Genomic DNA, 26,420 nt, shown 5'->3' with positions numbered 1-26,420 from the left:
GCATGAAAACTGTCAACAAGTCCGTCCTGATCTGGTACAGCCCCCAGGAGATGTTCGATCTCGTGGCCGATGTGCCGCGCTATCCCGATTTTCTGCCCTGGTGTGACCATGCGCGCGTGCTCGAGCAGCACGCCGATGGCGTGACGGCCGAGGTCGGCATTGCGTTGGCGGGCATCAAAAAATCCTTTGTCACCCGCAACACCTATGAGCCAGGCAAGCGGCTGCAGATGGCCCTGGTCAAGGGGCCGTTCTCGCAGCTGCAAGGCGACTGGCGCTTTGAGCCGGTGGGCGATGGCAGCCAGCGCGCCTGCAAGGTATCGCTGAGCCTGAGCTATGGCTTTGACAGCATGGCGCTGGCCGCCGTGGTTGGCCCCATTTTTGACAAGATCGCCGCCACGATGATGGATGCCTTTATCCAGCGGGCCGAGAAGATCTATGGCTGATACCGCAGCGGGCGCCGCGCTGATGCAGATCGAGGTGGTCTGGGCCCAGAACGGCCAGCCCCAGACGGTGCAGCTGCGGCTGGCCGCCGGTGCCAGCCTGGCCCAGGCCCTGGCAGCGGCTGGCCAGCAAACCGGCCAGGTGTTTGCCGATGCGCAGGATGCGGGCATCTGGGGCCGGGTGCGGCCCCGCAGCCAGCTGCTGGCCGATGGGGATCGGGTGGAGCTGTACGAAGCGCTCAAGGTCGACCCCAAGAAAGCGCGCCGTGAGCGCTTTGCCAAGCAGGGCGCCCGCGGCACCGGCCTGTTTGCCCGGCGCAGGCCGCAGTCCAAGGCCGGCTACGGCGCCTAAAGAAAAGGTCCACAGCCATTACGCGGCCATCGCCGCATAAAAAAAGCCAAGCAGATGCTTGGCTTTTTGGCGTGGGGCAAGGGCTGATCAGCAGTTGTTGAAGATCACCTCATCGGTGCGCTTGATCTCGGCATCGCGCTGCTCGGCGCTCTGGAACACCATCTCGCCCTTTTCATTGGGTGCGCGCACGGCCTTGCCGGTGTCATACATCGCCTTGGCCTGCTGGGCGCGCTTGCAGTTGTCGGCCTTGGCTGCTGCTTGCTTGGCTTTTTCAGCGGCATCGGCATCGGCCTTGGCTTTGGCATCAGCTGCCTTCTTGGCTTCGAGCTCCTTGTCCTTACCGGTAGCGGCCTTGGCAGCGGCTGCGCCGCCAGCCGGGGCGGCCCCAGCAGCGGGGGCGGGGGCTGCTGCGCCATCGCCAGACTCGCCCTCCTGGGGCGCGGGGGCGACCTCGCGCAGCGCAGGGCCTGTGCCCGAGGACTGCACGCCCTTGAGCGAGCCGTAGCCCTTGGGACGCTTGACGATGTTTTTCTCTGGCACGTCCAGCCCGGGTGGTCGGTCGCTGAAGACCTTGCGGCCATCTTTGTCGATCCACTGCCATTGGGCCATGGCGGGCGCGCCAATGCCAATGGCTACCGTGAGCAGGAGCAGCTTGATGAGTTTCATAGAAGGCGAGTGTAGCTTGCCGATTGTCAACGCCAGACAAAGTTGTTGGTTAGAGATAACAACCTGGAGTTGTGGGGCTGTCATACGGCGGCCCTGCAAGCTGCTTACAAAAGACGGTAGAATCTTTCTTTTGGAGCCTTCACAATGCGCCTGATCGGAAAAGCGCTCACCTTCGACGATGTGTTGCTGGTGCCCGCATACTCCCAAGTCCTGCCCAAGGACGTCTCTCTCGCCACCCAATTCTCCCGCAATATCCGCCTGAACCTGCCCCTGGTGTCTGCCGCCATGGACACGGTCACGGAAGCCAGACTGGCGATTGCCATCGCCCAAGAGGGCGGTATTGGTGTGATCCACAAGAACATGACCGCCGAGCAGCAAGCTGCCGAGGTCTCCAAGGTCAAGCGCCATGAATCGGGCGTCGTGCACGACCCGGTGGTGATCACGCCTGAGCACACGGTGCTGCAGATCATGCAGCTGTCCGAGGAGCGGGGCATCTCCGGCTTCCCGGTCTGCGACGGCGGCAAGGTGGTTGGCATTGTGACCAGCCGCGATCTGCGCTTTGAGACCCGCTACGACGTCAAGGCGCGCGACATCATGACGCCGCGCGACAAGCTGGTGACCGTCAATGAAAAGGACGACACCACGCCCGCTGCTGCCAAGGCTTTGCTCAACAAGCACAAGCTCGAGCGCATTCTGGTGGTGAACGATGCCTTTGAACTCAAGGGCCTGATCACCGTCAAGGACATCACCAAGCAAACCACCTTCCCCAATGCCGCACGCGACCGCGCCGGCCGTCTGCGCGTGGCGGCGGCCGTGGGCGTGGGCGCTGGTACCGAAGAGCGTGTGGACCTGCTGGTCAAGGCTGGTGTGGACGCCCTCGTGGTGGACACCGCCCACGGCCACAGCCGTGGCGTGATCGAGCGCGTGCGCTGGGTCAAGCAAAACTACCCCCAGGTCGATGTGATCGGCGGCAACATCGCCACCGGCGCAGCGGCGCTGGCGCTGGTCGAGGCCGGCGCTGATGCGGTTAAGGTCGGTATCGGCCCCGGCTCCATCTGCACCACCCGTATCGTGGCCGGTGTGGGCGTGCCCCAGATCATGGCCGTGGACAGCGTGGCCCAGGCCCTGCAAGGCACCGGTGTGCCCTTGATCGCTGACGGCGGTATCCGCTTCTCGGGCGATATCTCCAAGGCCCTGGCCGCTGGTGCATCCACCATCATGATGGGCGGCATGTTTGCCGGTACCGAAGAAGCACCCGGTGAAGTGATCCTCTACCAAGGCCGCTCGTACAAGAGCTACCGCGGCATGGGCTCGATCGGCGCGATGCAGCAAGGCTCGGCCGACCGCTACTTCCAGGAATCGAGCACCGGCAACCCCAATGCCGACAAGCTGGTGCCCGAGGGCATTGAAGGCCGCGTGCCCTACAAGGGCTCGATGGTTGCCATCGTCTACCAAATGGCCGGCGGCGTGCGCGCATCGATGGGCTACTGCGGTTGCGCATCGATTGCCGAGATGAACGAGAAGGCCGAGTTTGTGGAAATCACCGCAGCCGGTATCCGTGAGTCGCACGTGCACGATGTGCAGATCACCAAGGAAGCGCCGAACTACCGCGCTGACTGATGGTCCTGAGAATGGCTGCCGCTGGCAGCCATTTTTTTGGAACCCCTTTGAAGGAATGCCGATGAAGCTTGCCGAAGCCCTGTTGCTCAGAGCCGACCACAAGAAAAAGCTGCTCTCGCTGCGTGAGCGCATTGCCCGCAATGCCATCGTGCAAGAAGGCGAGCAGCCCAAGGAGCGGGTCGAAGACCTGCTCGCTGAGGCCACCTCGACCTTGCTGGCGCAGCAGCAGCTGGTGCGCGCCATCAACACCGCCAACGAGACGGCCCGCTTGGCGGATGGCCGTCTGTTGGCCGATATCCTGGCCGAGCGCGATACCCTGGTCGCCCAGCATTCGCTGCTGGTCGCCACCATCGCCGCCACGCACAAGGATGTGGATCGCTACAGCCAGCGCGAGATCAAATGGCTGCCGCAGATCAACGTGGCCAGCTTGCAAAAGCAGGCCGATGACCTGTCGCGCCGTATTCGCGAGACCAATGTGGTGCTGCAATCGGCCAATTGGCAGGTCGATGTGGCGGCATAGGTTTTCACTGACCCAGCAGGAGATGACTGTCTAGTTTTTGGAGCGCCACGGGCGAGTGCAAAGACCCCGGCCGGGAGCCAGGGGGTTGAAAATATTCTGGGTCCCATCTGGATGCGCGGAGGGCAGCGCAAACGTGCTCAATACACGGCTTACCCATCAGCCCGGAACCACGTACCCTGTACCTTTGACAGCGTATACCTCACTACCTTGCACTGACGCGGCGCTCCTCTCCCTCTTGTGACAACAGCCCATCAGGCGCTGTTGCACCACAAGCAGCCACAACCAAAACCCCTTCAATTCTGGTCTATTGGCATAAAACTGGTCTGAATGATAGAATCTGGTCTGAATTGATGTTCAGGCCAGATTTTTTTGTCACCCATTTCCATGCACAGCGTCGGTATCTACGAAGCCAAAACCCGTTTCTCTGCCCTGGTCGAGTTGGTCGAGCAGGGCGAGGAAGTGCGCATCACGCGCCACGGCAAAGAAGTGGTGCGCATGCTGCCGATGCGGCGCAAGCCGGTGATCACTGACGAGCAGATCGCCCGTGAGCTGGCGCAGATCGAGGCCTTGCAGGCCAGCATCGCGCCGCCACCCGAAGCAGATTCGGTCCCCCAGCTGCGCCGCAGCGGCAGGAGCGCTGCATGAGCGCCGCCTTCAGTGCCTTTGTGCTCGATGCCTCGGTCACCGCAGCCTGGCTGTTGCCGGAAGCGGCGAGCAGCGATACCCAGCGCCTCTACGCCCGCATTCGCCGCCATGAGGTGGACCCGCAAGCGCCCAACCTCTGGTTTTGGGAATGCAGCAACCTGGTGGCCACCGGCGCCAACAGCGGCCGAATCCCGCTGGGCAGTGTCGAAGGCCTCTGGGGCGTGCTCGATGCGATACGCCACCGGGTGGAGCTCCATGACCTGGCCCCCGCCCAGCACAAGGCCGTGCTGGATGTGGCGCTGGCCACCGGCCTGCCGGTCTACGATGCCGCCTATCTGTGGCTGGCACAGTCGCTGCGCTTGCCGCTGGCCAGTTTTGATGCTGCGCAGGTGGCAGCCGCCCGCCAATGCGGAATCACCGTGCTGGCCGCCGACGATTTTTGACCCATCCACCCCTTTTTCTCCATCCAAACCCAACGATCCTGCTATGCAACACGACAAGATCCTCATCCTTGACTTTGGCTCCCAAGTCACCCAACTGATCGCCCGCCGCGTGCGCGAAGCCCATGTCTACTGCGAAGTGCATCCCTGCGATGTGAGCAGCGACTGGGTGCGCGAGTTTGCCGCTGACGGCAAGCTCAAGGGCGTGATCCTGTCCGGCAGCCATGCCAGCGTCTACGAAGTGGACGACCGCGCACCGGATGCTGTGTTCGAGCTGGGCATTCCCGTGCTGGGCATCTGCTACGGCATGCAGACCATGGCCACCCAACTGGGCGGCAAGGTCGAAGGCTCCAACAGCCGTGAGTTTGGCTACGCCGAAGTGCGCGCCCATGGCCACACCGAACTGCTCAAGGGCATCGAAGACTTCGTCACCCCCGAAGGCCACGGCATGCTCAAGGTCTGGATGAGCCACGGCGACAAGGTCACCGCGCTGCCACCAGGCTTCAAGGTCATGGCATCGACGCCATCCTGCCCGATCGCCGGCATGGCCGATGAAGCCCGCCGCTACTACGCTGTGCAGTTCCACCCCGAAGTGACGCACACCGTGCAAGGCCAGGCCTTGCTCAACCGCTTTGTGCTCGACATCTGCGCCACCCAGGCCGACTGGATCATGGGCGACTACATCGAAGAAGCCGTGGCCAAGATCCGCGAGCAAGTCGGTGACGAAGAGGTGATCCTGGGCCTGTCCGGCGGTGTGGATTCCTCCGTCGCTGCCGCGCTGATCCACCGCGCCATTGGCGACCAGCTGACCTGCGTGTTTGTCGACCACGGCCTGCTGCGCCTCAACGAAGGCGACATGGTCATGGAGATGTTCGAAGGCAAGCTCCACGCCAAGGTTATCCGCGTGGATGCGTCTGACCTGTTCCTGGGAAAACTCGCTGGCGTGAGCGAGCCAGAAGCCAAGCGCAAGATCATCGGCGGCCTGTTTGTCGACGTCTTCAAGGCCGAGGCCGCCAAGCTCAAAGCAGGCGACGGCGGCCACAAGGGCGCGACCTTCCTGGCCCAGGGCACCATCTACCCTGACGTGATCGAATCGGGCGGCGCCAAGAGCAAGAAGGCTGTCACCATCAAGAGCCACCACAACGTGGGCGGCCTGCCAGAGCAGCTGGGCCTCAAGCTGCTCGAGCCGCTGCGCGACCTGTTCAAGGACGAAGTGCGAGAGCTGGGCGTAGCCCTGGGCCTGCCGCGCGGCATGGTCTACCGCCACCCCTTCCCCGGCCCAGGCCTGGGGGTGCGGATCCTCGGCGAGGTGAAAAAGGAATACGCCGATCTGCTGCGCCGCGCCGACGCGATCTTTATCGAAGAGCTGAACAACTGGGTGGACGACGCCACCGGCAAGACCTGGTACGACCTGACCAGCCAGGCCTTCACCGTTTTCCTGCCCGTCAAGAGCGTGGGCGTGATGGGCGACGGCCGCACCTACGACTACGTCGTGGCGCTGCGCGCGGTGCAGACCAGCGACTTCATGACGGCTGACTGGGCTGAGCTGCCTTATGGCCTGCTCAAGCGCGTGTCGAACCGGATCATCAATGAAGTGCGCGGGATTAACCGCGTTACTTATGATGTGTCTAGCAAGCCGCCTGCGACGATTGAGTGGGAGTGATTGAATTAATAAGTTGTTAATTTAGCTTATTAAAGTTTATGCCATTGATGGTGTTTTTGCATCATTAATGGCATTTTTTATTTAAGGTGCCAAGTACTTCTAGTAGCGAGCGTTGAATCCCTGTTTTGCGAAAAAATCAGTGTATCGGACTAGCCCATTGCTTCATTTTTCATAAAGGTTCATGGCGCGAATTTTCTGACGGCCATTCGAGCGCAGAATTTGTACTCATCAAGTCATCGAAGCCACAATCTTTAAGGAAGTTATAGATGGATTGATAAACTTCGGGCGCCCGAGTTGCATCTTCATCGGTTCCTTTCGGTACAAAAACTACCATTCCTTGTCGGCCGCGAGTCAACAGGACTCGGTAAGCGTTAGCGACATAAGTCTTGCGCGCTTCGTCATTGACAGCTTGCCATCGCGTACCTTTAAAATGGAAGGCTCGCCATTGTTTTCCCTCGCGCCGATAATTAGCATCCCAGCATAAGCAGGTCCAATCTAGCTCCAAGCCCTGGATATCGAACTCTGTGGCAGCATCTTCAAGCGCATCAGACGATCTCACGTCATTTTTTGGAGCCAAGAACCATTTCGCAGGCTCTATCTTAGATTTCACAAACACACCGTGCGGTTTGAGGCGAATGGCGTTTGACGAAGCCAGCAAGCCTGCACGTTCAGTGCCGCGACATTTGGAACGAAGCCACTGCCTTGCTTGCGCTAGATCCTGAGTGATGTAAAGTGAAAAATTACTTATTGTCTTTTTTACTTCTATTGCTGCTGCCGCATTTCCATCTACTAAATGACCAACAAAATCGGATAAGCGTTCTGCTCTGAAGGAGCGCAGTGAAGTGGCCAAATGCAGCGCGGGTGCGATCACGGAGTTAGTGAGCTGGCCTGAATAATTTAAACCATTGGGGATATGGGCTTGCCAATGCGGGAAACTCTGTTCTAGGGAGTGCAGCCATTCTTGAATGCCGGCCTCTCCTGTGTTGATTTCTTGGCCATTGCCTACCAAACAGATAATCGCGCACCAGTCTTGATGTCTATCCATTACAGACAGTAAAAATTCAGGCTCCGACATGGAAAAGCCGGACTGACCTTTCTTCTGTTGCATAAATTTTGACGTTTGTTTGGAATCCCAGGCGCGTTGCGCCTCATCGAATATGGCGACTTTTTCTATGGGTGCGTCTTGAGAAATAAGTGCATCATCGCGAAAGTGGTGGATGTTTTGTATGAAGGATGCGGCTCGGCGATCTTCTTGCACTTTAGACGTTCTAGTGCCTTTCTCCCTTGCTTTTGCTTGGGCATTCAAAGCTAGAGCTTCACGTAAAACGTCCACTAAAGGGCCATTGCCTGAAAGAAAAACAGCGTGTTCTTCGCTATGAGCACGTTGGCGGGCTGTGGCAAGATTAAGGCCTGCTAATGTCTTTCCCGAGCCAGGAACGCCAGTGATAAAACAGATTATTTTGCGTTTGTCGCGTTTAGCGATATCGATGGCCTTAGTAATATATTCGGCGGTCTTAGTAAGATTTTCAGCTCCAGCCTCAGAGCGGGCAATTTCTTCGACAGAATGCCCCTGATACAATGCTTGGGCGGCCTCTACGATGGTGGGAGTAGGGCGATAACGCCCATTTTTCCATGCAGTAGCGCTAATTGGGGTGCTCTTGTATACGCTGCATAGATATAGGATAGCCTGCAGAAGGCCTGTGGCATTGACGGTTAAAGGTCGTGCGAGGCCATCTTCATCCCACTGTGGATGCAAATATTCACTGCTCTGGGCATCGGTGGCAACTAGTATCGGCACGATACGTAGGGAATGACTAGTCTCGTGAAAGTGTTTTAGGTCTAGCCCATATCCGTAGACTTGATCCAGACTGGCACGATCAAATTGACGTGCGCCGAGCTTGTACTCAATTACAAACACGATGCCGTGGGTCAGCAAGATCAAGTCTGCTCGCCGGCCCATGCGCGGAATTAAGAACTCCATAAAGATGTGGGTATCGTCGAGTTCTTGTGTCAGGTAGCGCAAATGCTGGATCTGATAGTTCCATGCGGTGCGCTGCGCGGGTTCCAGACTGAAGGGTAGGTCCGATGCCAGTCGGCCCAAGAGTTCGGCATCACTTAAAGTTGTGAGGTCTTGGCTATGTAAGGAAAGATAGGCTCGTTTCATCGATCATTTCTAATGAGCATGCGAGGGATTGAAAAAATTTCAATTCCGTCTTCAAGTTACTCTAGTTCGTTTAACAGTGTCCATTAGAAAATAATGCTATAAGCCGCTTACGAATTCGTGATTTGAGCTAATCGTTGTTGGAATAGCACTTTGAGGTAATGATTGACGACTCAGAGTTGGATGCATGTGTTGTGCCCGCTACCGTTGTGCTGCGGATACTACCGCAGCAGCCTGAAGATCGACAGGATTCTCGTCCAGATTTTGAGAATCCACTCCTTAAGAATCGAGTACTCTTGCTGAAAAATCCTCCGGTGGGAGATCAACACAAGCCTAAACGCGCACGATACCTTGCATGGCTATTGCCAACCACTCCCTCGGCGACACCCCCACCTTCCCCGCAAACGCCCGCGACAAGGCCGACGGATTCGCATACCCCAGCTCCTCCGCCAGCACCTTGATCGAGCGCCTCTCGCGCAGCCCGTTCTGGGCCAGCGCCACGCGCCAACCCGTCAAATAATCGGCGGGCGTTTGCCCCACCAGATCGCGAAAGGTATTGGCAAAGGCGGTACGTGACATCCCCGCTTGCGCTGCCATGCGCTCCAAGGTCCAGGCGTCGCCCGGGGCGTCGTGCATGGCGACCAGGGCGCGGGCCAGGCGTGGGTCGGACATGCCATTGACCAGGCCAGGGCGGACGCCCGCGTCCTGCGGGTGGTCCAGCAGCCAGCGCAGCAGCTGGATCACGACGACTTCAAACAGGCGGTCGACCAGCAGGCGCTGGCCGCAGCGCAGTTGGTCGGTTTCGGACAGCAGCAGTTGCAGCGCCATGTCCATGCCGGGCACCTGGGCCAGCGGCAAGGCCACCAAGGGTGGCAGGGATCGGGCCAGCGGATTGGTGGCGCCGCCTTCGAACACCAGGCGCGCGCAGCTGAAGTCGGCGCCTTCTTGCGGTGGGTTGTGAAAGCGGTGGGTGAACGGGGCAGGGTAGAGCAGTACGGTGGGCTCTTCAAAGCGCAGCGATTGCGGCACATCGCGGGCGCCAGGGTGGCTCACTTCCAGCTCGCCACGGCGCAGCACATGCAGGTAACCAAAGCCCTCACTGGCATCAAAGTGGGTCAGGCCGCAGAGCGCGCCGGAGTGGTGCAGCTGCGCCTTGACGCGAAAGCGCTCCAGGATGCTGGAGAGACGGTCGATTGAGGCTGCGGGTTGCATGCTGTACGAATTGGTGTTATTTGTGAATTAATTAGTCCAAATTATACATTCGGGGCGCGCATACTGACTCTGCGTTTCAACCCCTTCAGGAGTCTTTCATGTCCCGCGTTTCTACCGACAACACCCCCGCCGCCAGCCAAGCCGTGATGGCCCAGATCCAGAGCGCCTTTGGTGCCACGCCCCATATGTTCAAGGTGGTTGCCAACTCTCCCGCCGCGCTGCACAGCATGTGGGCCGCCTTTGGCGCACTGGGCAAAGGCAGCATTGGTGCGAAGCTTGGCGAGCAACTGGCGGTAGCCATTGCCAACTACAACCGCTGCGAATACTGCCTGGCCGCCCACATGGTGCTGGGCCAAAAGGCCGGCGCCAGCCTGGCCGATATGTCGGCCGCCCAGATTGGCCAATCGGGTGATGCCAAAACCGCAGCCGCCTTGGCGTTTGCGTTGAAGGTGGTGGCGCAGCGTGCGCAGATCAGCGATGCCGACATTGCCAGCCTGCACCAGGTCGGTTTTGGCGATGAGCAGGTCGTGGAGATCATCGCGCATGTGGCTTTGAGCCTGTTCACCAACTACATCAATGTCGCCTTGGATGTGCCAGTGGATTTTCCGAAAGTCGCACTGAAGTGAGCCCGACGCCTGCGCTGCCCATCGACCTGTTGCAAGAGGTACTGAATGAAGATCGCTGTTTTTGACACCTATGTGCTGCGGCCCGATGGGCGCAGCATGCATTTCGATATCCTCGTGCGCGACCAGGAGCCCGATAAGGGGATCGATACCGTGCTCGCGCATGGCCGCCGCTATCTGGCCGCCAAGCGGCTGCCGGCTGAATCGTTGACAGCGCAGGAATGCCGCTTTTGCCATGTCCAAGCGGCTGCGCCAGCGGTGGAGCAAGAGATCGCGCGCAGCGGCTTTGCCATCATCGAGCTGCAGCATTGCGATTGATGCACCGGCAGATTCGCACCTACGCACCAGAGAAAGCATCGGCATGAAAGCAGACACTCAGCGGACCACCGTGACCCGGCATGACCAGCATGGCCGCTGGCCACAGGCCGAATCCGTCGATGACTTTCGCCACAACCTGGCCATCGTCCATGCCCGTATCGCGGCGGCCTGCCAGCGGGTGGGGCGCGACCCGGCCGCAGTGCGCCTGTTGCCTGTGAGCAAGACCAAGCCCGAGTCCAGTCTGCGCCTGGCCTATGCCGCCGGCTGCCGCATGCTGGGTGAGAACAAGCCGCAAGAGGCCTATGGCAAATGGAAGGCAATGCAGGATTTGCCCGATCTGCAGTGGTCGGTTATCGGCCACCTGTAAACCAACAAGGCCAAGCTGGTGGCGCGTTTTGCGACCGAGTTCCAGGCGCTGGACAGCCTGCGTGTGGCCGAGGCGCTGGAGCGGCGCCTGCAGGTGGAAGGGCGCAGCTTGGATGTATTTGTGCAAATCAACACCTCGGGCGAGGCGAGCAAGTATGGCCTGCCTCCTGAGGAAGCTGCTGCTTTCATCAAAGCGCTGCCCGCGTTCTCTGCGCTGCGTGTGCGCGGGCTGATGACCTTGGCGCTGTTTTCTGCCGAGGCCGCGCAGGTGCGCCAGTGCTTTGTGCGCCTGCGTGGCTTGCGTGATCAGCTGCGGCAGGACGCGCCGGCTGGTATCAGCCTGGATGGGCTGTCGATGGGCATGTCGGGGGACTACGAAATGGCGGTGGAGGAGGGGGCCACCGTTGTGCGCGTGGGGCAGGCGATTTTTGGCGCCAGGGCTATGCCGGACGGCCATTATTGGCCGGTGGCTGGCGAGTGCGCTGCCACTTGATGCCAAGTAACTTCTGTGCAGTGATGGCCGGAATTTCAGCGCGGCTAGGCGGCCTTTCAGCGGGGTCAGCGTTGAAGTTCCCTCCGGAGAACCCGATGCAGCACAGATCGGTATGGTGTCCACGCTGATGTCGAGCATGGCTAGCGCGGCAATGCTTATTCGTTGAATTTTCAGTGATATCGATAGCTATTAACTATTTTATTCCAGGTACTGGTACTCCTGGCTGAAATACATGCTTGACTACATAAATATCACTATTTTTGGGGATGGTAAAAATAGTAAATACCCACTAAATTACGCGCACGTCAATATGCAACAAAATGATGCGTGCGCAACATTTTGCTATGTGACGATTCTTTAACCGCAAGGTCTCCCATGCGCATACCCAATGTATTACGCGATGCATCTGCAGCGAAACGCAGTGCTCCCCCTATGTCCCAGAGGGGCCTGCAAAGAGGTGCTTCATGGCTTCTCGGTCTTGCTGCTTTGCTGGGTGTCGCATCGGCCAGCGCACAGAGCTGCGCAGTAGGTGAGACGCCTGCGGCCTTCGGCTTCACGGGCGGAGAGCAGACTGTCACAGTGCCTGCCGGTGTCTTTAGCCTCACGGCCTACCTCAGCGGAGCGCAGGGCGGCTCAGGCCGTAGCGGAGCGGGCAGTATTGGTGGCAGCCCCAATTCGCCCGGTGGCAGTGGCGGACTTGGCGGGCGTGTGCGAGGCACCGTGGCCGTTACTCCCGGTGCCACCTTGTCCGTCTGGGTCGGTGGGCAGGGATCGCAGGCTGTCAACCCTGGCGGCCTTGGCCAGGGTGCTGATGGTATTGGCGGTGGGGCGACAGACCTTCGCATAGGCGGCAATGGCATCGGCAACCGGGTTGCCATAGCAGGCGGAGGCGGTGGTGGCGGCAATGCGGGCTGGAGCACCGCCAATGTCATTGCCGGTGGCAGCGGCGGTGTGGGTGGAGGTGGAACTGGCGGCGCAGGTGCCACGGTACCTGGTGGCCCAGGCCCCTTTGGCGGTGGGGGCGGCACGGTAGGTACCGGTGGCGCTCGCGGTGGAGGGTGTGGAACCTTCCCCGCTACGCCTGGCAACGCCAGCAATGGCGATGGCGGTGACTCTTTCAACTTTTCTGGTTCGTTCAGCGGCGCCGGGTTTGGCGGCGGTGGCGGTGGCGGTGCCACTGTAGGTGCAGGCGGTGGCGGCGCGGGTGTTGGTACCACAGCTTGCCAGCAAAACTGGAATGGTGGTGGCGGCGGCGGTGCCGGTGGCTCCTCCGGGGCAACCGGTATGTCGGCAGTCACCATCAACAATGGCGTGCAGGCTGGAAATGGCGCAGCACTTCTTTGTTTTGCGCCAAGTACATTCTCTGTGGGCGGAGTTGCTTCAGGGCAGACTGCCAGCGTCACATTGCAGCTCAATGCAACCAATCCTGTCAGTTCCCAGCAAGTCGTGGTGTCGCAAGCCGCTAGCAGCTACAACTTTGCCACGCGGCTTCCACAAGGTGCCAACTGGAATATCAGTGTTTCAAGTGCGCCTTCGGGGCAGCTGTGCAGCGTGGCCAATGCATCCGGTGCTGCGATCAGCAGCAATGTGGTCAACGCCAATCTGAGCTGTGTGACCGTAGCCGTCGGCGTCAATCCGGTCACCTTGCCCAACGGCGCGTTCAATGGTGCGTACTCGCAGACCTTGACGGCAACGAGCGCTAATGGTGGCACTGGCCCCTACACCTTCTCGGTAACGGCAGGCACAACGCCCACTGGGCTGACGCTCTCTCCTGCAGGCGTACTGTCCGGTACAGCAACAGCGGCAGGTTCGTTTAACTTCACGGTGCAAGCGACGTCCAGCAACGGCTTCAGTGGTTCACGGGCTTACACCGTTGCCATCGCACAAGGCAGTCAGGCCATCAGCGGCTTTGCGGCAACCCCCGGCAGCCCTGTTTATGCCCCAGGCGGCACATTTACCGTCACGGCCACTGGCGGTGGCTCCGGCAACCCGGTGGTATACAGCTCGACGACGCCAGGTGTATGCACCGTTGCAGGCAGCACCGTCACTATGGCTGCCAGCGGCGTTTGCGCGCTGCAGGCCAACCAGGCGGGTAATGCCAACTACAGCGTGGCCAGCCAGGCCGCATTGAATGTCACCATCGGCAAAGCCGCGCAAGCTATTTCCGCCTTTATTGCGACCCCTGCCAGCCCGGCGTACAGCGCCGGTGGTTCGTTCTCGGTGGCGGCCACTGGCGGCGCCTCTGGGCTGCCTGTGGTTTTCAGCGTGGCAGCGTCCAGCAGTGCAGTGTGTTCGATCAGCGGCAACACCGTCTCCATCTTGGGTAGTGGGGTCTGTGCTTTGTTGGCCAACCAGGCCGGCAATACCAATTACAACGCTGCCACTGAGGCAACTTTGAATGTCACCATCACCAAAGCTGCACAAGTGATTTCCGCGATCGATGTGACTCCCGCTGTTCCGGCCTATAGTGAGAACGGCACCTTCACGGTGGCGGCTACCGGTGGTGCCTCGGGCCTGCCGGTGACCTTCAGTGTTGCGCCGGCCAGTGCTGCGATCTGCTCGTCGGGCGGGGCCAATGGCTCGGTCATCACCATGGTCGCTGCGGGGGTCTGCACAGTCCAGGCGGACCAAGCTGGCAATGACAACTACTTGGCCGCCCCGCAAATACAGCGGAATGTGACCGTTGGCAAGGGTGCACAGGTGATTAGCTTTAGCTCCAGCGTCCCTGCGACACCCAAGGTTGGTGGTACCTACATGGTGACAGCCACCGGAGGTCAATCCGGCAATGCGGTGACTTTCGCGATTGACGCTGCAAGTGCTTCTGTCTGTAGCGTGACTGCGGCTGTGGTGGAGTTCAACGGCGTGGGTAGCTGCGTGATCAATGCCAACCAGTTGGGCAATGCCAATTTTGATGCGGCTGAGCAGGTGCAGCAGACCATTGCAGTGGGCCAAGGGGGCTCGTCGATCACGGTCTCGTCCAGCCTTAATCCCTCGCAGCCTGGTCAGAACGTGACCTTTAGCGTAGCGGTAGCCTTTGATGCTGCCAAGCGTGCTGCGCTGCAGACCAAGGCAGCGCCTGTGCCCACGGGCAGCTTGGAGGTGTTTGACGGCGCGACTTCGCTCGGCGTTGCCCCCTTGGTGGATGGCGCAGCCAGCCTGACCACGAACAAGCTGTACGCGTTGGGAGCGCATGAGATCGTGGCGCGGTACAGCGGTGATGCGAATTACCCGGCAGAGGACAGCCCGGTCTTTGTGCAGACGGTCGTCGCGCCTACGCCGGTGCCGAGCGTCAGCGCATGGGGCATCTTGCTGGTCTCCGGCCTGCTGGCGGCGATGGGCATGTTTGGTGTGGCAGGCAAGTGCCGCCGTCGCGGATAGCGGCTCGGGCTGTCGCCCTCACAAGCCGCCTTCGGGCGGCTTTTTGCTGGGTAACGCTGGTGTCGGTTCATCACGGCACGAAAGCGATGGCGTACACATGCAAGCGGCGGTTCGCATGCAACGTGCTCGCGTGTCGCGTCTGCAAAGGCGAGTCCCGTGCTTGGGCGCAGAAGGCGGGCATGATCAGCCGCAGGGCGTGGTCAGCACTCGAAGTCCGCAGACGCTGGCCCCTATCCGTTTTCTTTTGTATGATGAATGACTCTATACCACCACCGATTGCCATGTCCTTATCCTCACAGCCCGGCAGCAGTCTGCACCACCAGGTGATGGACAGCCTGGGGCGGCTGATTGCCAGTCCCGAGTACGGGCCTGGCGCAACCTTGCCCAATGAGGAGGAGCTGTGCGAGCGGCTGGGGGTTAGCCGAACCGCAGTGCGCGAGGCGATCAAGGCGTTGAGCGCCAAGGGCATGCTGGAGGCGCGGCCCCGCACCGGTACGCGCGTGCGGCCGCAGGAGCAGTGGAGTCTGTTTGATGCCGATGTGCTCGGCTGGCTTTGCAGCCAGGGGGTGGACCAGGCGCTGGGCCGGCACCTGATGGTGATGCGCGGCATTCTTGAGCCGGCGGCCGCCTCGCTGGCAGCGCGCATGCACACCGATGCGCAACTGCAGGCGCTGCAGCAGGCCTTTGCGGCGATGGAGGCCGCGACATCAATTGATGAATGGGTGGTCGCCGACCTGGCCTACCACCAGAGCATCTTGCAGGCCACCGGCAACCCCTTGCTGATCTCGCTGGGCGGTATTGTGGCCTCGGCGCTGGAGTCTTTGCTTACTGTCAATGCCCAGCAGGCCGGACAGTTCAACGATGGCCTGCTGATGCACGGCAAGGTGCTGGCCGCCATTGAGCGGCGCAGTGCCGACGATGCGCAGCTGTGGATGCGGGCGCTGCTGGCTGACACGATTGCCCGCTGGGGGGCGCCCGCCTAAAAGCCTGCATATCCAGGTTTCGCGCGGCTGTCGCGCAAAGCGCAAGGGCGGTAAATTCCTAGGGTTTGCTCTGATTTAATCATCATACAAATAAACCGATGATGGCGACTTCTGAAATTCTCAAGGTCGCCATTCCATGTCTCGTTCCCTGTTTGATCTGTCGGGCCGTACGGCGCTGATTACCGGCTCCTCGCGCGGCATTGGGCTGGCGCTGGCCCAGGGCCTGGCGGAATCGGGGGCAACGGTGGTGGTCAACAGCCGCCAGCAGGCAGCGGTGGACGTGGCCGTGGCGCAGCTGCAAGGTCTGGGCCTGAAGGTGCAGGGGGCGGCGTTTGATGTGGCCGACCAGGCGGCAGTGGAGGCGGCCTTTGCCGCGTTTGATGCCCAGGGCCTGGCGATCGACATCGTCGTCAACAATGCCGGCATCCAGCACCGCGAGCCCTTGCTTGATGTGTCGCTGGAAGACTGGAGCCGGGTCATCAACACCAACCTGACGGCGGCCTTTGTCGTGGGCCGCACGGCAGCGCGCCGCATGATCGAGCGCGGCACCGGCGGCAAGATCATCAATATCGGATCGCTGACCAGCGAGGCGGCCCGTGCCACGGTGGCGCCCTACACGGTGGCCAAGGGCGGCATCAAGATGCTCTCCAAGGCGATGGCGGCCGAGTGGGCCATGCATGGCATCCAGGCCAACTCGATCGGCCCGGGCTACATCCTCACCGACATGAACGAGGCGCTGGTCAACAACGTCGCGTTCGATGCCTGGGTCAAGGCCAGCAATCCCACGCAGCGCTGGGGCCGGCCCGATGAGCTGGTGGGCACGGCCATCTACCTGGCCTCGGGTGCATCCAATTACGTCAACGGCCAGATCATCTATGTGGATGGCGGCTGGCTGGCGGTGCTGTAAGCGGGCGCACCACCATGGCTACCTTGATTACCGACGTCAAAGTCATCGCGACGGCGCCCGAGGGCATCAACCTCCTGGTCGTCAAGATCGAGACCAACCAGCCCGGTCTCTACGGCCTGGGCTGCGCCACCTTTGCCTACCGGCATCTGGCCGTGCAGTGCCTGGTCGAGCAGTATCTGCGCCCGCTGCTGATCGGCCGCGATGCCAGCCAGATCAAAGAGCTGTGGCAGCTGATGCACCAGAACGCCTACTGGCGCAACGGCCCGATCGAGAACAATGCGATCTCGGGCGTGGACATGGCGCTGTGGGACCTCAAGGGCAAGCAGGCCGGCATGCCCCTGTACCAGCTGCTGGGCGGCAAGCTGCGCGAGGGCGTGCCCATCTACCGCCATGCCGATGGGCGGGATCTGGAAGAGCTTTGCGACAACATCCAGAAGTACCGCGAGCAGGGCATCACCCATATCCGCTGCCAAAGCGGCGGCTATGGTGGTGGCGGCTTTGGCGCGGCGCCCGTCACGGCCCCCCAAGGTGCCGCTGACGGCATCTACCTCGATGCGCGCAAGTACATGCGCGAGACGCTCAAGATGTTTGACGCCATCCGCAGCCGCATCGGCTTTGAGGTGGAGCTGTGCCATGACGTGCACGAGCGCTTGAAACCCGCCGATGCGATCCGCTTTGCGCAGGCGCTCGAGCCCTATGAGCTGTTCTTTCTGGAAGACGCCATCGCGCTGGAAGAGGGCGACTGGCTGCGCCAGCTGCGCGACAAGACCAATGTGCCGCTGGCCCAGGGCGAGCTGTTCAACCACCCGTTTGAGTGGCGCGGCATCATCGCCGAGCGGCTGATCGACTTTATCCGCGTACACCTGAGCCAGGTGGGCGGCATCACCCCGGCGCGCAAGCTGCAGCTGTTTGCCGAGCAGTACGGCGTGCGCACGGCCTGGCATGGCCCGGGCGATATGTCGCCGCTGGCGCATGCGGCCAATATCCATATCGACCTGACCTCGCGCAATTTTGGCGTGCAGGAGTGGTCGGGCACGGAGCCGCCCAATTTTGTGATCCAGGAGCTCAAGGGCCCGCGCGACGCGCTACTGGCCGTGTTCCCTGGTTTGCCCACATTCCGCAATGGCTATGTCTACGCCAATGAGCAACCCGGCCTGGGTGTGGACATTGACGAGCGCGAAGCGGCCAAGTACCCCTGCAGCAGCGCAGTGACCACCTGGACGCAGACGCGCCTGGCCGATGGGAGCCTGCAGACCCCCTGATTCCCAGCATGCCGGGCCAGCAGCGCCGGCTTTTTTCGATTGACAACAAAGACGGAGACAGACAGATGACCACTCACTTCCAACTGCGCCGCATCGTGCTGGCCACCCTGGCGGCATCAGCAATGGGCGCTGGCGCCGCTTATGCTGAAGTCAAGGCCCGCGTGGGCCATGCGATGCCCGAGAGCCACCCGCAAGCCATTGCGATGAACAAGTTCGCCGAGCTCGCCTCCACCTACACCAATGGCAATGTCAAGGTGCAGGCCTACCACAGCGCGGTGCTGGGCAGCGATGAGAAGCAATTGCAGGCCGTGCAGGCCGGCACGCAGGATCTGTACATCGGCACCCTGGCGCCGCTGTCCTCGCGGGTCAAGGAAGTGCAGGTCTGGGATCTGCCCTTTATGTTCCGCAACTCGGCCGAGGTCTATGCGGTGCTTGATGGCGCCTCGTCCAAGAAGATTTTCGAGAAGATCGCACCGGCCAACCTGGTGGGCCTGACCTGGACCGGCATGGGCTTTCGCAACCTGTCCAACAGCAAGCACCGCGTGGCCAAGCCCGAGGATGTGAGCGGCCTCAAGATCCGCGTGATGACCAACCCGGTGGCCCTTGATACCTGGAAGACCCTGGGCGCCAATGCCACCCCGATGGCCTTTGCCGAGGTGTTCCCGGCGCTGGAGATCAAGGCGCTCGACGGCCAGGAGAACCCGCTGCAGCACATGTGGGCCAACAAGATGCAGGAAGTGCAGAAGTTCATCACCATCACCAACCACGTCTACACGCCTTCCGCTCTGGTGGCGTCCAAGAAGTTCTGGGATGGCCTCTCGCCCGCCGACAAGGCCGGTGTGCAAAAGGCCGCGACCGAAGCGGGCCTGCTGCAGCGCAAGCTGCTCGATGAAGGCGACAGCCAGGCCATCGACAACTTCAAGAAGGCCGGTGTGACGGTGGACACCATGCCCGCTGCCGAGCTGGCGCGCATGCAGGACAAGGTCAAGCCCGTGCTGGCCAAGTTCTCGCCGCAGATCGGTGATGAGTTCGTCAAGGGCTTCTTTGCCGAAATCGAGCAGGCGCGCAAGGCCCAGTAAGGACCAGGAAGGGTATGGGCCCAGGCCGGCATAGGCTGGGTCCGCTCCCTGCATTTCTTTTCAAGGTTCTGGCAGCGCCCCATGGCGCGGCGCTGCCGGCTTAGACATACAAGCATTCAGGTGGCGGCACGGCACAAGGCCGCGCTGCCGGGAAAGGTGTTGCCATGGGCAAGGTACTCAAAATGCTCGCCGACGGGCTGACGCGCGCGCTGGAAATCGCCATGGTGCTGTGCATGCTGGTCATGCTGGTGATGGTGTTCGGCAATGTGATGCTGCGGCTATTTTTCAAAACCGGCATTGATCTGTCGGAAGAGGTGCCGCGCTTTGCCTTTGTGTGGCTGACCTTTCTGGGCGCCATCGTGGGCATGCGCAAGCGCGCCCATCTGGGGGTGGATCTGATGGTGCAGATGATGCCGCTGGTGGGCCGCCGCGTGTGCTGGGGCCTGAGCCAGGCCATCATGCTGCTGTGCTGCGTCTACATCGTCTACGGCACCTGGCTGCAGCACGACATCATCGCGGGCAATGCCTCGCCGGTGGCGCAGCTGAGCATGCTCTGGGTCTACGGCGTGAGCTATTTCACCGGGGCGGCCATTGGCTTTATCTGCCTGTCGAACCTGGTGCGTCTGGTGCTGGGCAAGGTGGCGGACTATGAGCTGATTGACGTGCAGGAAGAGGGCATGGAAGAGGCGCGCGAGGCCGAGCACGCCATGCAGGAGCAGACCCAATCGCAGGCCCGGTCCCAAGGAGGTCGCGCATGACCATCTTCATTTTTATCTCGTCGCTGCTGGGCCTGATGGCTCTGGGCATGCCCATTGCCTTTGCGCTGATTGGCTGCGGCCTGGCGCTGATGTACTACATGGGTTTTACCGATCCGCAGATCGTGGTGCAGAACATGTGGGATGGCGCCAACAGCTTCCCGCTGCTGGCCGTGCCGTTTTTCATGCTGGCCGGTGAATTCATGAACGCCGGTGGTATGACGCGCCGCATCATCCACATGGCGATGGCCTGGATTGGCCATATCCGGGGCGGCCTGGGCTATGTGGCCGTTGGCGCTGCGGTCATCATGGCCTCGCTCTCGGGCTCGGCCGTGGCCGATACGGCGGCACTGGCCGCCGTGCTGGTGCCGATGATGCGCAAGGCCGGCTATGAGGTCAACCGCTCCTGCGGCCTGATCGCCTGCGGCGGCATCATCGCGCCGGTGATTCCGCCATCGATCGCGATGATTCTGTATGGCGTGACCGGTGGCGTGTCCATCACCAAGCTGTTCATCGCCGGCATTGTGCCGGGCCTGTTGATGGGTGTCGCGATCTTGCTGGCCTGGCGCTGGTGCATTGGCCGTGACCCGATCGTGACCGAGCCCAAGCGCAGCACTGCCGAGCGCCTGGCCGCCACACGCCAATCGCTGTGGGCGCTGGTGCTGCCCATCGTGATCATCGGTGGCCTGAAGTTCGGCTGGTTCACGCCGACCGAGGCCGCCGTCATGGCCGCGATGTACTCGCTGCTGGTGGGCATGTTTGTCTACCGTGAGATCAAACTGAACCAGCTGTTTGCGCTGATCTACCGCGCCGCGGAGACCACGGCCATCATCATGTTCCTGGTGTCGGCCGCTGGCGTATCGGCCTGGCTGATCACCACCGCGAACATTCCGCAGCAGCTGGCCGCGCTGGTCGAGCCGCTGATGGACAACAAGATGCTGCTCACCTTTGCGCTGATGGTGCTGGTGCTGCTGGTGGGTACGGCGCTGGATTTCACGCCCACGGTGCTGATCATGACGCCTGTGTTGATGCCGGTGCTCAAGCAGGCGGGCATCGACCCGGTCTACTTCGGCGTGCTGTTCATCATGAACAATGCCATTGGCCTCGTCACACCTCCGGTGGGCACCGTGCTCAATGTCGTCTGCGGGGTCGCCAAGATACCGATGAGCGGTGCCATCAAGGGCGTGATTCCGTTCATGGTGGCCCAGACGATCGTGATGTTCCTGCTCGTGGTGTTCCCACAGATCGTCATGTGGCCGCTGGAGATGATGAGCCGCTAAGCCTCAAACCGTCACCCCAAACCCATTCATTGAAGAGCCTTGGGCGCTTGCCAGCCGCAAGCGCCAAGGGCGGGCTTTGCCCAAAAAAGACAAGGAGCCGACCATGAAACTGATTCCACGCCGCAGCCTCGTTGCAGGCCTGGCCTGCGCCACCTTGGCGATGCTGGGCCTGGCGCCCGCCCAAGCCCAGGAGGGCAAGCGCGCTCGCCTGGGCCATTCCTTTGCCGATTCGCACCCCCGCGCCATCGCGATGAAGCAGTTTGCTGCCGATGTCGCCAAGTCCACCGATGGCAAGGTGCAGATCGATGTGTACAGCAGCGCCACCTTGGGCAGCGAAGACAAGATGCTGATTGCAGTGCAAAGCGGCACGCAGGACCTGTACATGGGCGCGCTCTCGCCCATCGCCGCACGCAAGAAGGCGCTGCAGATTTTTGATTTTCCGTTTCTGTTTGCCAGCGATGCCGAGGCCGCCCATGTGCTCGATGGTCCGGTGGGCCGCCAGATGTTGGGCGACATTGCCGATATGAAGATGCGCGGCCTCGTCTGGGCGGGCGGTGCCTTCCGCAATATGTCCAACAGCAAGCGGCCGCTGGCCTCGCTGGCCGACATGAAGGGCCTGCGCGTGCGCGTGATGCAAAGCCCGATGGCGCTGGCCAGCTTCAATGCCATGGGCATGAACGCCGTGCCGATGGCCTTCTCCGAGGTCTACCCGGCGCTGGAGATCAAGGCACTGGACGGCTATGAGCACCCGGTGGTCGACATGTATGCCAACAAGATGTACGAGGTGCAGAAGTACCTGACCATCACCAACCATGTCTACACACCCGTCGCGCTGATCGCGTCCGAGAAATGGTGGTCGGGCCTGACGCCCGCGCAGCAGCAGGCGGTGCAGCAGTCTGCCGAGAAGGCCCGCACCCTGCAGCGCAGCGAAGAGCTGCGCCAGGCCGGCGAGGTGGTCGTCCAGCTCAAATCGCATGGCATGCAGGTGGGCGAGATGCCGGCTGCCGAGCTGGAAAAGATCCGCGCTGCGGTGCAGCCGGTGATCGACAAGAACCAGGCGACCGTCGGCCAGGAGTTTGCCCAGTCGTTCTATGCGGCGTTGGCCAGCTACCGCAAAACCAAGCCTTAAGCCACTCACTTATCCAAGCCAATTAGGAACTTCTGATATGGAAGCGCTTGTTATCCACGCACCCGGCGATCTGCGGGTGCAATCCGTCCCCGCGCCTGCGCCCGGGCCTGGCCAGATGCTGGTGCGGGTGCGCTGCGGCGGCATCTGCGGCTCTGATCTGCATTACTACCAGCACGGCGGTTTTGGCACGGTTCGCATCAAGGAGCCGATGGTGCTGGGCCATGAGGTCTCGGGTGTCATCGAATCGGTAGGCGCCGAGGTGACGGGCTTTGCTGCCGGCCAGCGCATCGCAGTCAGCCCCAGCTGGCCTTGCGGCCAGTGCCGCTTTTGCCAGATGGGCCTGCAAAACCACTGCCTGGACATGCGCTACTACGGCAGCGCGATGCGCACGCCCCATGTGCAAGGGGCGTTCCGCCAGCAGATCGTCATCGAGTCGCACCAGGCCCATCTGCTGGCCGCGCAGGTGAGCGACGCCGAAGGCGCCATGGCCGAGCCGCTGGCAGTTGCCCTGCACGGCGTGCAGCGGGCAGGCCCCCTGCTGGGCCGCAAGGTGCTGGTGACGGGATGCGGGCCGATTGGTGCGCTGGCCATCATTGCCGCGCGCCGCGCAGGCGCCGAGCACATTGTGGCCACCGACATGAGCGCGCACCCGCTGGCCAAGGCCTTGCAGGTGGGCGCCGATGAGGTCGTGCATGTGGGCGAGTCGCCCGATGGCCTGGCCCGCTACGCAGCCGACAAGGGCCAGTTCGATGTGCTGTTCGAGGCCAGCGGCAACCCGCATGCCTTGCGCGGTGCCTTCGATGTGCTGCGCCCGCGCGCCACCATCGTGCAGCTGGGCCTGGCCGGTGCCGAGATGACCCTGCCGATCAACACGCTGGTGGCCAAGGAATTCGACTGGCGCGGCTCCTTCCGCTTTCATGAGGAGTTCGCCACTGCGGTGGCCCTGCTCAACAAGGGCCTGGTCGATGTGAAGCCGCTGATCTCCGCCACCTTGTCCTACCGCGATTCGGCCCGCGCCTTTGCGCTGGCGGCCGACCGCTCGCAGGCGATGAAGGTGCTGCTGGACTTTGAGTGAGCCCCCGCACCAGCCCCAGTCACCACTGCTGATTCCCACCCCCATTTTTCTCAGTTCGTCCCATGAAAATCGTCAAGCTCACCACCTTTATCGTGCCACCGCGCTGGTGCTTTCTCAAGATCGAAACCGACGAGGGCATCGTTGGCTGGGGCGAGCCGGTGGTTGAAGGCCGCGCCCACACGGTGGCCGCAGCCGTCGAGGAACTCTCCGACTACCTGGTGGGCCGCGACCCGCGCAATGTGCAGGACCTGTGGAATGTGATGTACCGCGCCGGCTTCTACCGGGGGGGGCCGGTGATGATGAGCGCCATTGCCGGCGTGGACCAGGCGCTGTGGGACATCAAGGGCAAGGCGCTGGGTGTGCCGGTGCATGAGCTCTTGGGCGGCAAGGTGCGCGACCGTATCCGCGTCTACTCCTGGATCGGGGGTGACCGTCCGGCAGATACGGCCGCGCAAGCGCAAGCGGCCGTCGCCCGAGGCTTTACCGCCGTCAAGATGAACGGCACCGAGGAGATGCAGTACATCGACAGCCATGCCAAGGTGGAGCAGGCCGTGGCCAATGTCGCGATGATCCGCGAGTCGGTGGGCAAGCACATCGGCATTGGCGTGGACTTCCACGGCCGGGTACACAAGCCCATGGCCAAGGTGCTGATGCGCGAGCTGCGCGACTTCAACCTGATGTTCATCGAAGAGCCCGTGCTCAGCGAGCACCTGGAGGTGATCCCGGAGCTGGCTGCCATTGGCGCCGCTCCGATCGCGCTGGGCGAGCGCCTCTATTCGCGCTGGGATTTCAAGCGCGTGTTTGCCCAAGGCGGTGTCGACATCATCCAGCCCGACCCCTCGCATGCTGGCGGCATCACCGAGACCTGCAAGATCTCCGCGATGGCCGAGGCCTACGATGTGGCGGTGGCCCTGCATTGCCCGCTGGGGCCGATTGCGCTGGCCGCCAACCTGCAGATCGATGCGGTCTGCTACAACGCCTTCATCCAGGAGCAAAGCCTGGGCATCCACTACAACCAGGGCAATGACCTGCTCGACTATGTGCACAACCGCGATGCCTTTGACTACCAGGACGGCTATGTCGCGATGCCCGGCGGCCCGGGCCTGGGCATCGAGGTGAACGAGGCCTATGTGGTCGAGCGCGCCAAGGAGGGCCACCGCTGGCGCAACCCGGTATGGCGCCATGCCGATGGCAGTGTGGCAGAGTGGTGAGGCCAGGCGCCTCAACCCGGGTGTCTTGCCGGGTGGGGCGGCGGTTTAAGCAATGCCGCCATTGGCGCGCAGCACCTGCCCGTTGATCCAGCCCGACTCCTTGCTGGCCAAAAAGGCGACCACCGCCGCGATGTCCTCGGGCTCGCCCAGGCGCTCCAGCGGCGGCATCTTGGCAAAGTGCTCAATTTGCGCCTCGCTCTTGCCGGCAAAGAACAGCTCGGTGGCGACCGGGCCGGGAGCGACCGCGTTGACGGTGATCTGGCGGCCGCGCAGCTCCTTGGCAAACACGCGGGTAAATGCCTCGACGGCGGCCTTGCTGCCGTTGTAGATCGCGTAGCCGGGCAGGTTCAGTGCCAGCGCGGTGGTCGAGAGGTTGATGATGCGCCCGCCTGCGTTGAGGCGTGTGGCCGCTTCGCGCAGCGTGTTGAACACGCCCTGGGTGTTGATCGCAAAGGTCTTGGCAAACAGCGCGTCGCTGGTCTCGGCCAGGGTGCTGGTGGCGAGCACGCCGGCGTTGTTGACGAGCACATCAATCTGGCCCAACTGCCGCTCGACGGTGCTGAACATCGCCTGCACCTGGTCAGCCTGCGAGATATCGGCACGGATGGCGATGGCTCGGCCACCTTCTTGCACCAGCGCCTGGGCCAGTGCTTCGGCCTCTTGCGCGTTGTTGGCGTAGTTGATGGCGATGGCGTGGCCGTCCTGGGCCAGGCGGCGGGCAATGGTGGCACCGATGCCGCGCGATGCGCCGGTGATCAGGGCAATGGATGTGGGCTTGGTCATGTCTGCTTTCCTGTCGTTGATCGAATGGCTGGATTTTTCACTATTCCATTCAAAAGATCATTGTGCTGATTTGAATTTTATAATTCGGTTTACTTTAATAATATGCGCCGCATTGGGTAGGCGTTGTTGCGATGGACCGCTTTCAGGAAATGCAGGTATTTGTGCGGGTGGCCGACCGCAGCAGCTTTGCGCAGGCGTCGGACGATCTGCAGATTCCGCGTGCCACGGTAACCAACCTGGTCCAGCGGCTGGAAGCGCGGGTGGGCGCACGCCTGCTGGACCGCACCACGCGCCAGGTGCGGCTGACGGCCGAAGGTGAGGACTACTACCGCCGCTGCACCCGGCTGCTGGCCGATCTGCAGGAGGCCGAGAGCGCCTTTCGCCATGCGCCGCCGCAGGGCCTGCTGCGGGTCAACCTGCAGGGCACCTTGGCGCGCTTTTTTGTGATGCCCCATCTGGGCGCGTTTGCGGAGCAGTACCCTGAGGTACAGCTGCACATGGCCGAGGACGACCGGCTGGTGGACCTGGTGCGCGAAGGGGTGGACTGCGTGCTGCGGGCCGGCAGCCTGCAAAGCTCGTCGCTGATCGGGCGCCAGGTGGCGTCGCTGCGCCAGGTGACGGTCGTCAGCCGGGCCTATGCCGAGCGCCACGGCCTGCCGCAGTCACTCGATGACCTGTCCCAGCATGCCGCTGTGGCCTATGTCTCCAGCGCCACGGGCCGGCCGGTGGCGCTGGAGTTTTGCGTGGGCAAGCAGGTGGTGGAGCGGCGGCTCAAGCCCAGCATCACCGTCAACGGCGCCGATCTGTACACCGGCGCAGCCATGGCGGGCTTGGGGATGGTGCAGGTGCCGCGCTACCGCATTGCGCAGGCGCTGCAAGAGGGCGAGCTGCTGGAGGTGCTGCCCGATCTGCCACCGCCGCCGATGCCGGTCTCGGTGCTGCACCCCTACAGCCGCCAGCCGTCGGCGCGGCTGCGGGTGTTTATTGACTGGCTGGCAGAGCGCTTTGTGGATGCGAATTAGTGGCGCATTGGGTGGAGCCGAAAGGCAAGGCAGCCCA

25 protein-coding genes and 1 pseudogene are annotated in these 26,420 nt (G+C 61.9%); 21 read left to right on the top strand and 5 right to left on the bottom strand.

What is annotated here, in order from left to right; genetic code table 11:
* The first annotated feature begins 2 nt into the window (after positions 1 to 2).
* Entirely contained in the window at positions 3 to 443 is a 441-nt protein-coding gene (locus WH367_RS13010; protein ID WP_116924090.1) for a type II toxin-antitoxin system RatA family toxin, read from the top strand.
* The gene (locus WH367_RS13005) at positions 436 to 792 is read left to right on the top strand and encodes an RnfH family protein (RefSeq protein ID WP_445228111.1); all 357 of its coding nucleotides are present in this window, start codon (positions 436 to 438) and stop codon (positions 790 to 792) included. The genes WH367_RS13010 and WH367_RS13005 overlap by 8 nt, the downstream gene beginning before the upstream one ends.
* 87 nt (positions 793 to 879) lie before the next feature.
* Here WH367_RS13005 and WH367_RS13000 read toward each other — a convergent pair whose 3' ends face one another.
* Positions 880 to 1,458 carry a DUF4124 domain-containing protein gene (locus WH367_RS13000; RefSeq protein WP_021027259.1) on the bottom strand — a complete coding sequence of 193 codons (579 nt, stop codon included), beginning with the start codon at positions 1,456 to 1,458 and terminating at the stop codon, positions 880 to 882.
* Positions 1,459 to 1,602: 144 nt separating this feature from the next.
* Between WH367_RS13000 and guaB the strand changes: the two genes are divergently transcribed.
* The 5 genes from guaB to guaA all read left to right on the top strand — a co-directional run bounded on the left by guaB (position 1,603) and on the right by guaA (position 6,346).
* On the top strand, positions 1,603 to 3,078 hold the full coding sequence (gene guaB, locus WH367_RS12995) for an IMP dehydrogenase (RefSeq protein ID WP_021027258.1): 1,476 nt from the start codon (positions 1,603 to 1,605) through the stop codon (positions 3,076 to 3,078).
* Positions 3,079 to 3,139: 61 nt separating this feature from the next.
* Positions 3,140 to 3,598: a DIP1984 family protein gene (locus WH367_RS12990; protein WP_239811727.1), complete on the top strand. Its 459-nt coding sequence runs from the start codon at positions 3,140 to 3,142 to the stop codon at positions 3,596 to 3,598.
* A gap of 384 nt (positions 3,599 to 3,982) precedes the next feature.
* Positions 3,983 to 4,243 carry a type II toxin-antitoxin system Phd/YefM family antitoxin gene (locus WH367_RS12985; protein WP_021027256.1) on the top strand — a complete coding sequence of 87 codons (261 nt, stop codon included), beginning with the start codon at positions 3,983 to 3,985 and terminating at the stop codon, positions 4,241 to 4,243.
* A complete protein-coding gene (locus tag WH367_RS12980; RefSeq protein WP_339536471.1) occupies positions 4,240 to 4,686 on the top strand; it encodes a type II toxin-antitoxin system VapC family toxin in 447 nt (148 codons plus the stop codon). The genes WH367_RS12985 and WH367_RS12980 overlap by 4 nt, the downstream gene beginning before the upstream one ends.
* Positions 4,687 to 4,729: 43 nt before the next feature.
* On the top strand, positions 4,730 to 6,346 hold the full coding sequence (guaA, locus tag WH367_RS12975; protein ID WP_021027254.1) for a glutamine-hydrolyzing GMP synthase: 1,617 nt from the start codon (positions 4,730 to 4,732) through the stop codon (positions 6,344 to 6,346).
* 169 nt (positions 6,347 to 6,515) lie between these two features.
* Here the strand turns inward: guaA and WH367_RS12970 are convergent, their stop codons facing one another.
* Complete coding sequence (locus tag WH367_RS12970) at positions 6,516 to 8,510, bottom strand: DUF2075 domain-containing protein (protein WP_339536470.1); 1,995 nt, start codon at positions 8,508 to 8,510, stop codon at positions 6,516 to 6,518.
* A 330-nt stretch (positions 8,511 to 8,840) separates the two neighbouring features.
* Positions 8,841 to 9,719, bottom strand: a complete 879-nt coding sequence (locus WH367_RS12965) for an AraC family transcriptional regulator (RefSeq protein WP_339536469.1) — start codon at positions 9,717 to 9,719, stop codon at positions 8,841 to 8,843.
* A gap of 98 nt (positions 9,720 to 9,817) precedes the next feature.
* On the opposite strand from WH367_RS12965, the gene WH367_RS12960 reads away from it, so the two are divergent.
* The 3 genes and pseudogenes from WH367_RS12960 to WH367_RS12950 all read left to right on the top strand — a co-directional run bounded on the left by WH367_RS12960 (position 9,818) and on the right by WH367_RS12950 (position 11,519).
* Positions 9,818 to 10,345: a carboxymuconolactone decarboxylase family protein gene (locus WH367_RS12960; protein WP_339536468.1), complete on the top strand. Its 528-nt coding sequence runs from the start codon at positions 9,818 to 9,820 to the stop codon at positions 10,343 to 10,345.
* Between the two features lie 45 nt (positions 10,346 to 10,390).
* Positions 10,391 to 10,660 (top strand): DUF2024 family protein, encoded by a 270-nt coding sequence (locus WH367_RS12955; protein ID WP_021027246.1) that lies wholly within the window; start codon positions 10,391 to 10,393, stop codon positions 10,658 to 10,660.
* A gap of 43 nt (positions 10,661 to 10,703) precedes the next feature.
* A pseudogene (locus WH367_RS12950) lies at positions 10,704 to 11,519 on the top strand (YggS family pyridoxal phosphate-dependent enzyme).
* A gap of 633 nt (positions 11,520 to 12,152) precedes the next feature.
* Here WH367_RS12950 and WH367_RS12945 read toward each other — a convergent pair.
* Positions 12,153 to 12,749, bottom strand: coding sequence for a hypothetical protein (locus tag WH367_RS12945; protein ID WP_021027244.1), 597 nt, complete (start codon positions 12,747 to 12,749; stop codon positions 12,153 to 12,155).
* Between the two features lie 219 nt (positions 12,750 to 12,968).
* On the opposite strand from WH367_RS12945, the gene WH367_RS12940 reads away from it, so the two are divergent.
* From WH367_RS12940 to dgoD, 10 genes are all read left to right on the top strand, one after another.
* Positions 12,969 to 14,897 (top strand): Ig-like domain repeat protein, encoded by a 1,929-nt coding sequence (locus WH367_RS12940; RefSeq protein ID WP_339536467.1) that lies wholly within the window; start codon positions 12,969 to 12,971, stop codon positions 14,895 to 14,897.
* A gap of 281 nt (positions 14,898 to 15,178) precedes the next feature.
* Positions 15,179 to 15,880 (top strand): FadR/GntR family transcriptional regulator, encoded by a 702-nt coding sequence (locus WH367_RS12935; protein WP_021027241.1) that lies wholly within the window; start codon positions 15,179 to 15,181, stop codon positions 15,878 to 15,880.
* A 136-nt stretch (positions 15,881 to 16,016) separates the two neighbouring features.
* Positions 16,017 to 16,787: an SDR family oxidoreductase gene (locus WH367_RS12930; protein WP_339536466.1), complete on the top strand. Its 771-nt coding sequence runs from the start codon at positions 16,017 to 16,019 to the stop codon at positions 16,785 to 16,787.
* Positions 16,788 to 16,801: 14 nt separating this feature from the next.
* Positions 16,802 to 18,049 (top strand): enolase C-terminal domain-like protein, encoded by a 1,248-nt coding sequence (locus WH367_RS12925; protein ID WP_339536465.1) that lies wholly within the window; start codon positions 16,802 to 16,804, stop codon positions 18,047 to 18,049.
* A gap of 65 nt (positions 18,050 to 18,114) precedes the next feature.
* On the top strand, positions 18,115 to 19,128 hold the full coding sequence (locus WH367_RS12920; RefSeq protein ID WP_116924073.1) for a TRAP transporter substrate-binding protein: 1,014 nt from the start codon (positions 18,115 to 18,117) through the stop codon (positions 19,126 to 19,128).
* Positions 19,129 to 19,292: 164 nt separating this feature from the next.
* Positions 19,293 to 19,886, top strand: a complete 594-nt coding sequence (locus WH367_RS12915; RefSeq protein ID WP_339536464.1) for a TRAP transporter small permease — start codon at positions 19,293 to 19,295, stop codon at positions 19,884 to 19,886.
* Positions 19,883 to 21,163, top strand: coding sequence for a TRAP transporter large permease (locus WH367_RS12910; protein WP_021027237.1), 1,281 nt, complete (start codon positions 19,883 to 19,885; stop codon positions 21,161 to 21,163). The genes WH367_RS12915 and WH367_RS12910 overlap by 4 nt, the downstream gene beginning before the upstream one ends.
* Positions 21,164 to 21,266: 103 nt before the next feature.
* Positions 21,267 to 22,292, top strand: coding sequence for a DctP family TRAP transporter solute-binding subunit (locus WH367_RS12905; protein ID WP_339536463.1), 1,026 nt, complete (start codon positions 21,267 to 21,269; stop codon positions 22,290 to 22,292).
* 37 nt (positions 22,293 to 22,329) lie between these two features.
* Positions 22,330 to 23,367 carry an L-idonate 5-dehydrogenase gene (locus tag WH367_RS12900; protein WP_339536462.1) on the top strand — a complete coding sequence of 346 codons (1,038 nt, stop codon included), beginning with the start codon at positions 22,330 to 22,332 and terminating at the stop codon, positions 23,365 to 23,367.
* Positions 23,368 to 23,429: 62 nt separating this feature from the next.
* The gene (dgoD, locus tag WH367_RS12895; RefSeq protein WP_339536461.1) at positions 23,430 to 24,578 is read left to right on the top strand and encodes a galactonate dehydratase; all 1,149 of its coding nucleotides are present in this window, start codon (positions 23,430 to 23,432) and stop codon (positions 24,576 to 24,578) included.
* A gap of 45 nt (positions 24,579 to 24,623) precedes the next feature.
* Here dgoD and WH367_RS12890 read toward each other — a convergent pair whose 3' ends face one another.
* Positions 24,624 to 25,361 (bottom strand): SDR family oxidoreductase, encoded by a 738-nt coding sequence (locus WH367_RS12890; protein WP_339536460.1) that lies wholly within the window; start codon positions 25,359 to 25,361, stop codon positions 24,624 to 24,626.
* 131 nt (positions 25,362 to 25,492) lie between these two features.
* Here WH367_RS12890 and WH367_RS12885 point away from each other — a divergent pair, with 131 nt between their 5' ends.
* Positions 25,493 to 26,383, top strand: a complete 891-nt coding sequence (locus WH367_RS12885) for a LysR family transcriptional regulator (RefSeq protein ID WP_339536459.1) — start codon at positions 25,493 to 25,495, stop codon at positions 26,381 to 26,383.
* Positions 26,384 to 26,420: the final 37 nt, after the last annotated feature.

The organism is Comamonas sp. MYb21, assembly GCF_037479395.1.
Lineage (GTDB): Bacteria > Pseudomonadota > Gammaproteobacteria > Burkholderiales > Burkholderiaceae_C > Comamonas.
Note: the sequence above shows the minus strand (reverse complement) of the source record. Positions and strands in the feature narration are given on the sequence as shown.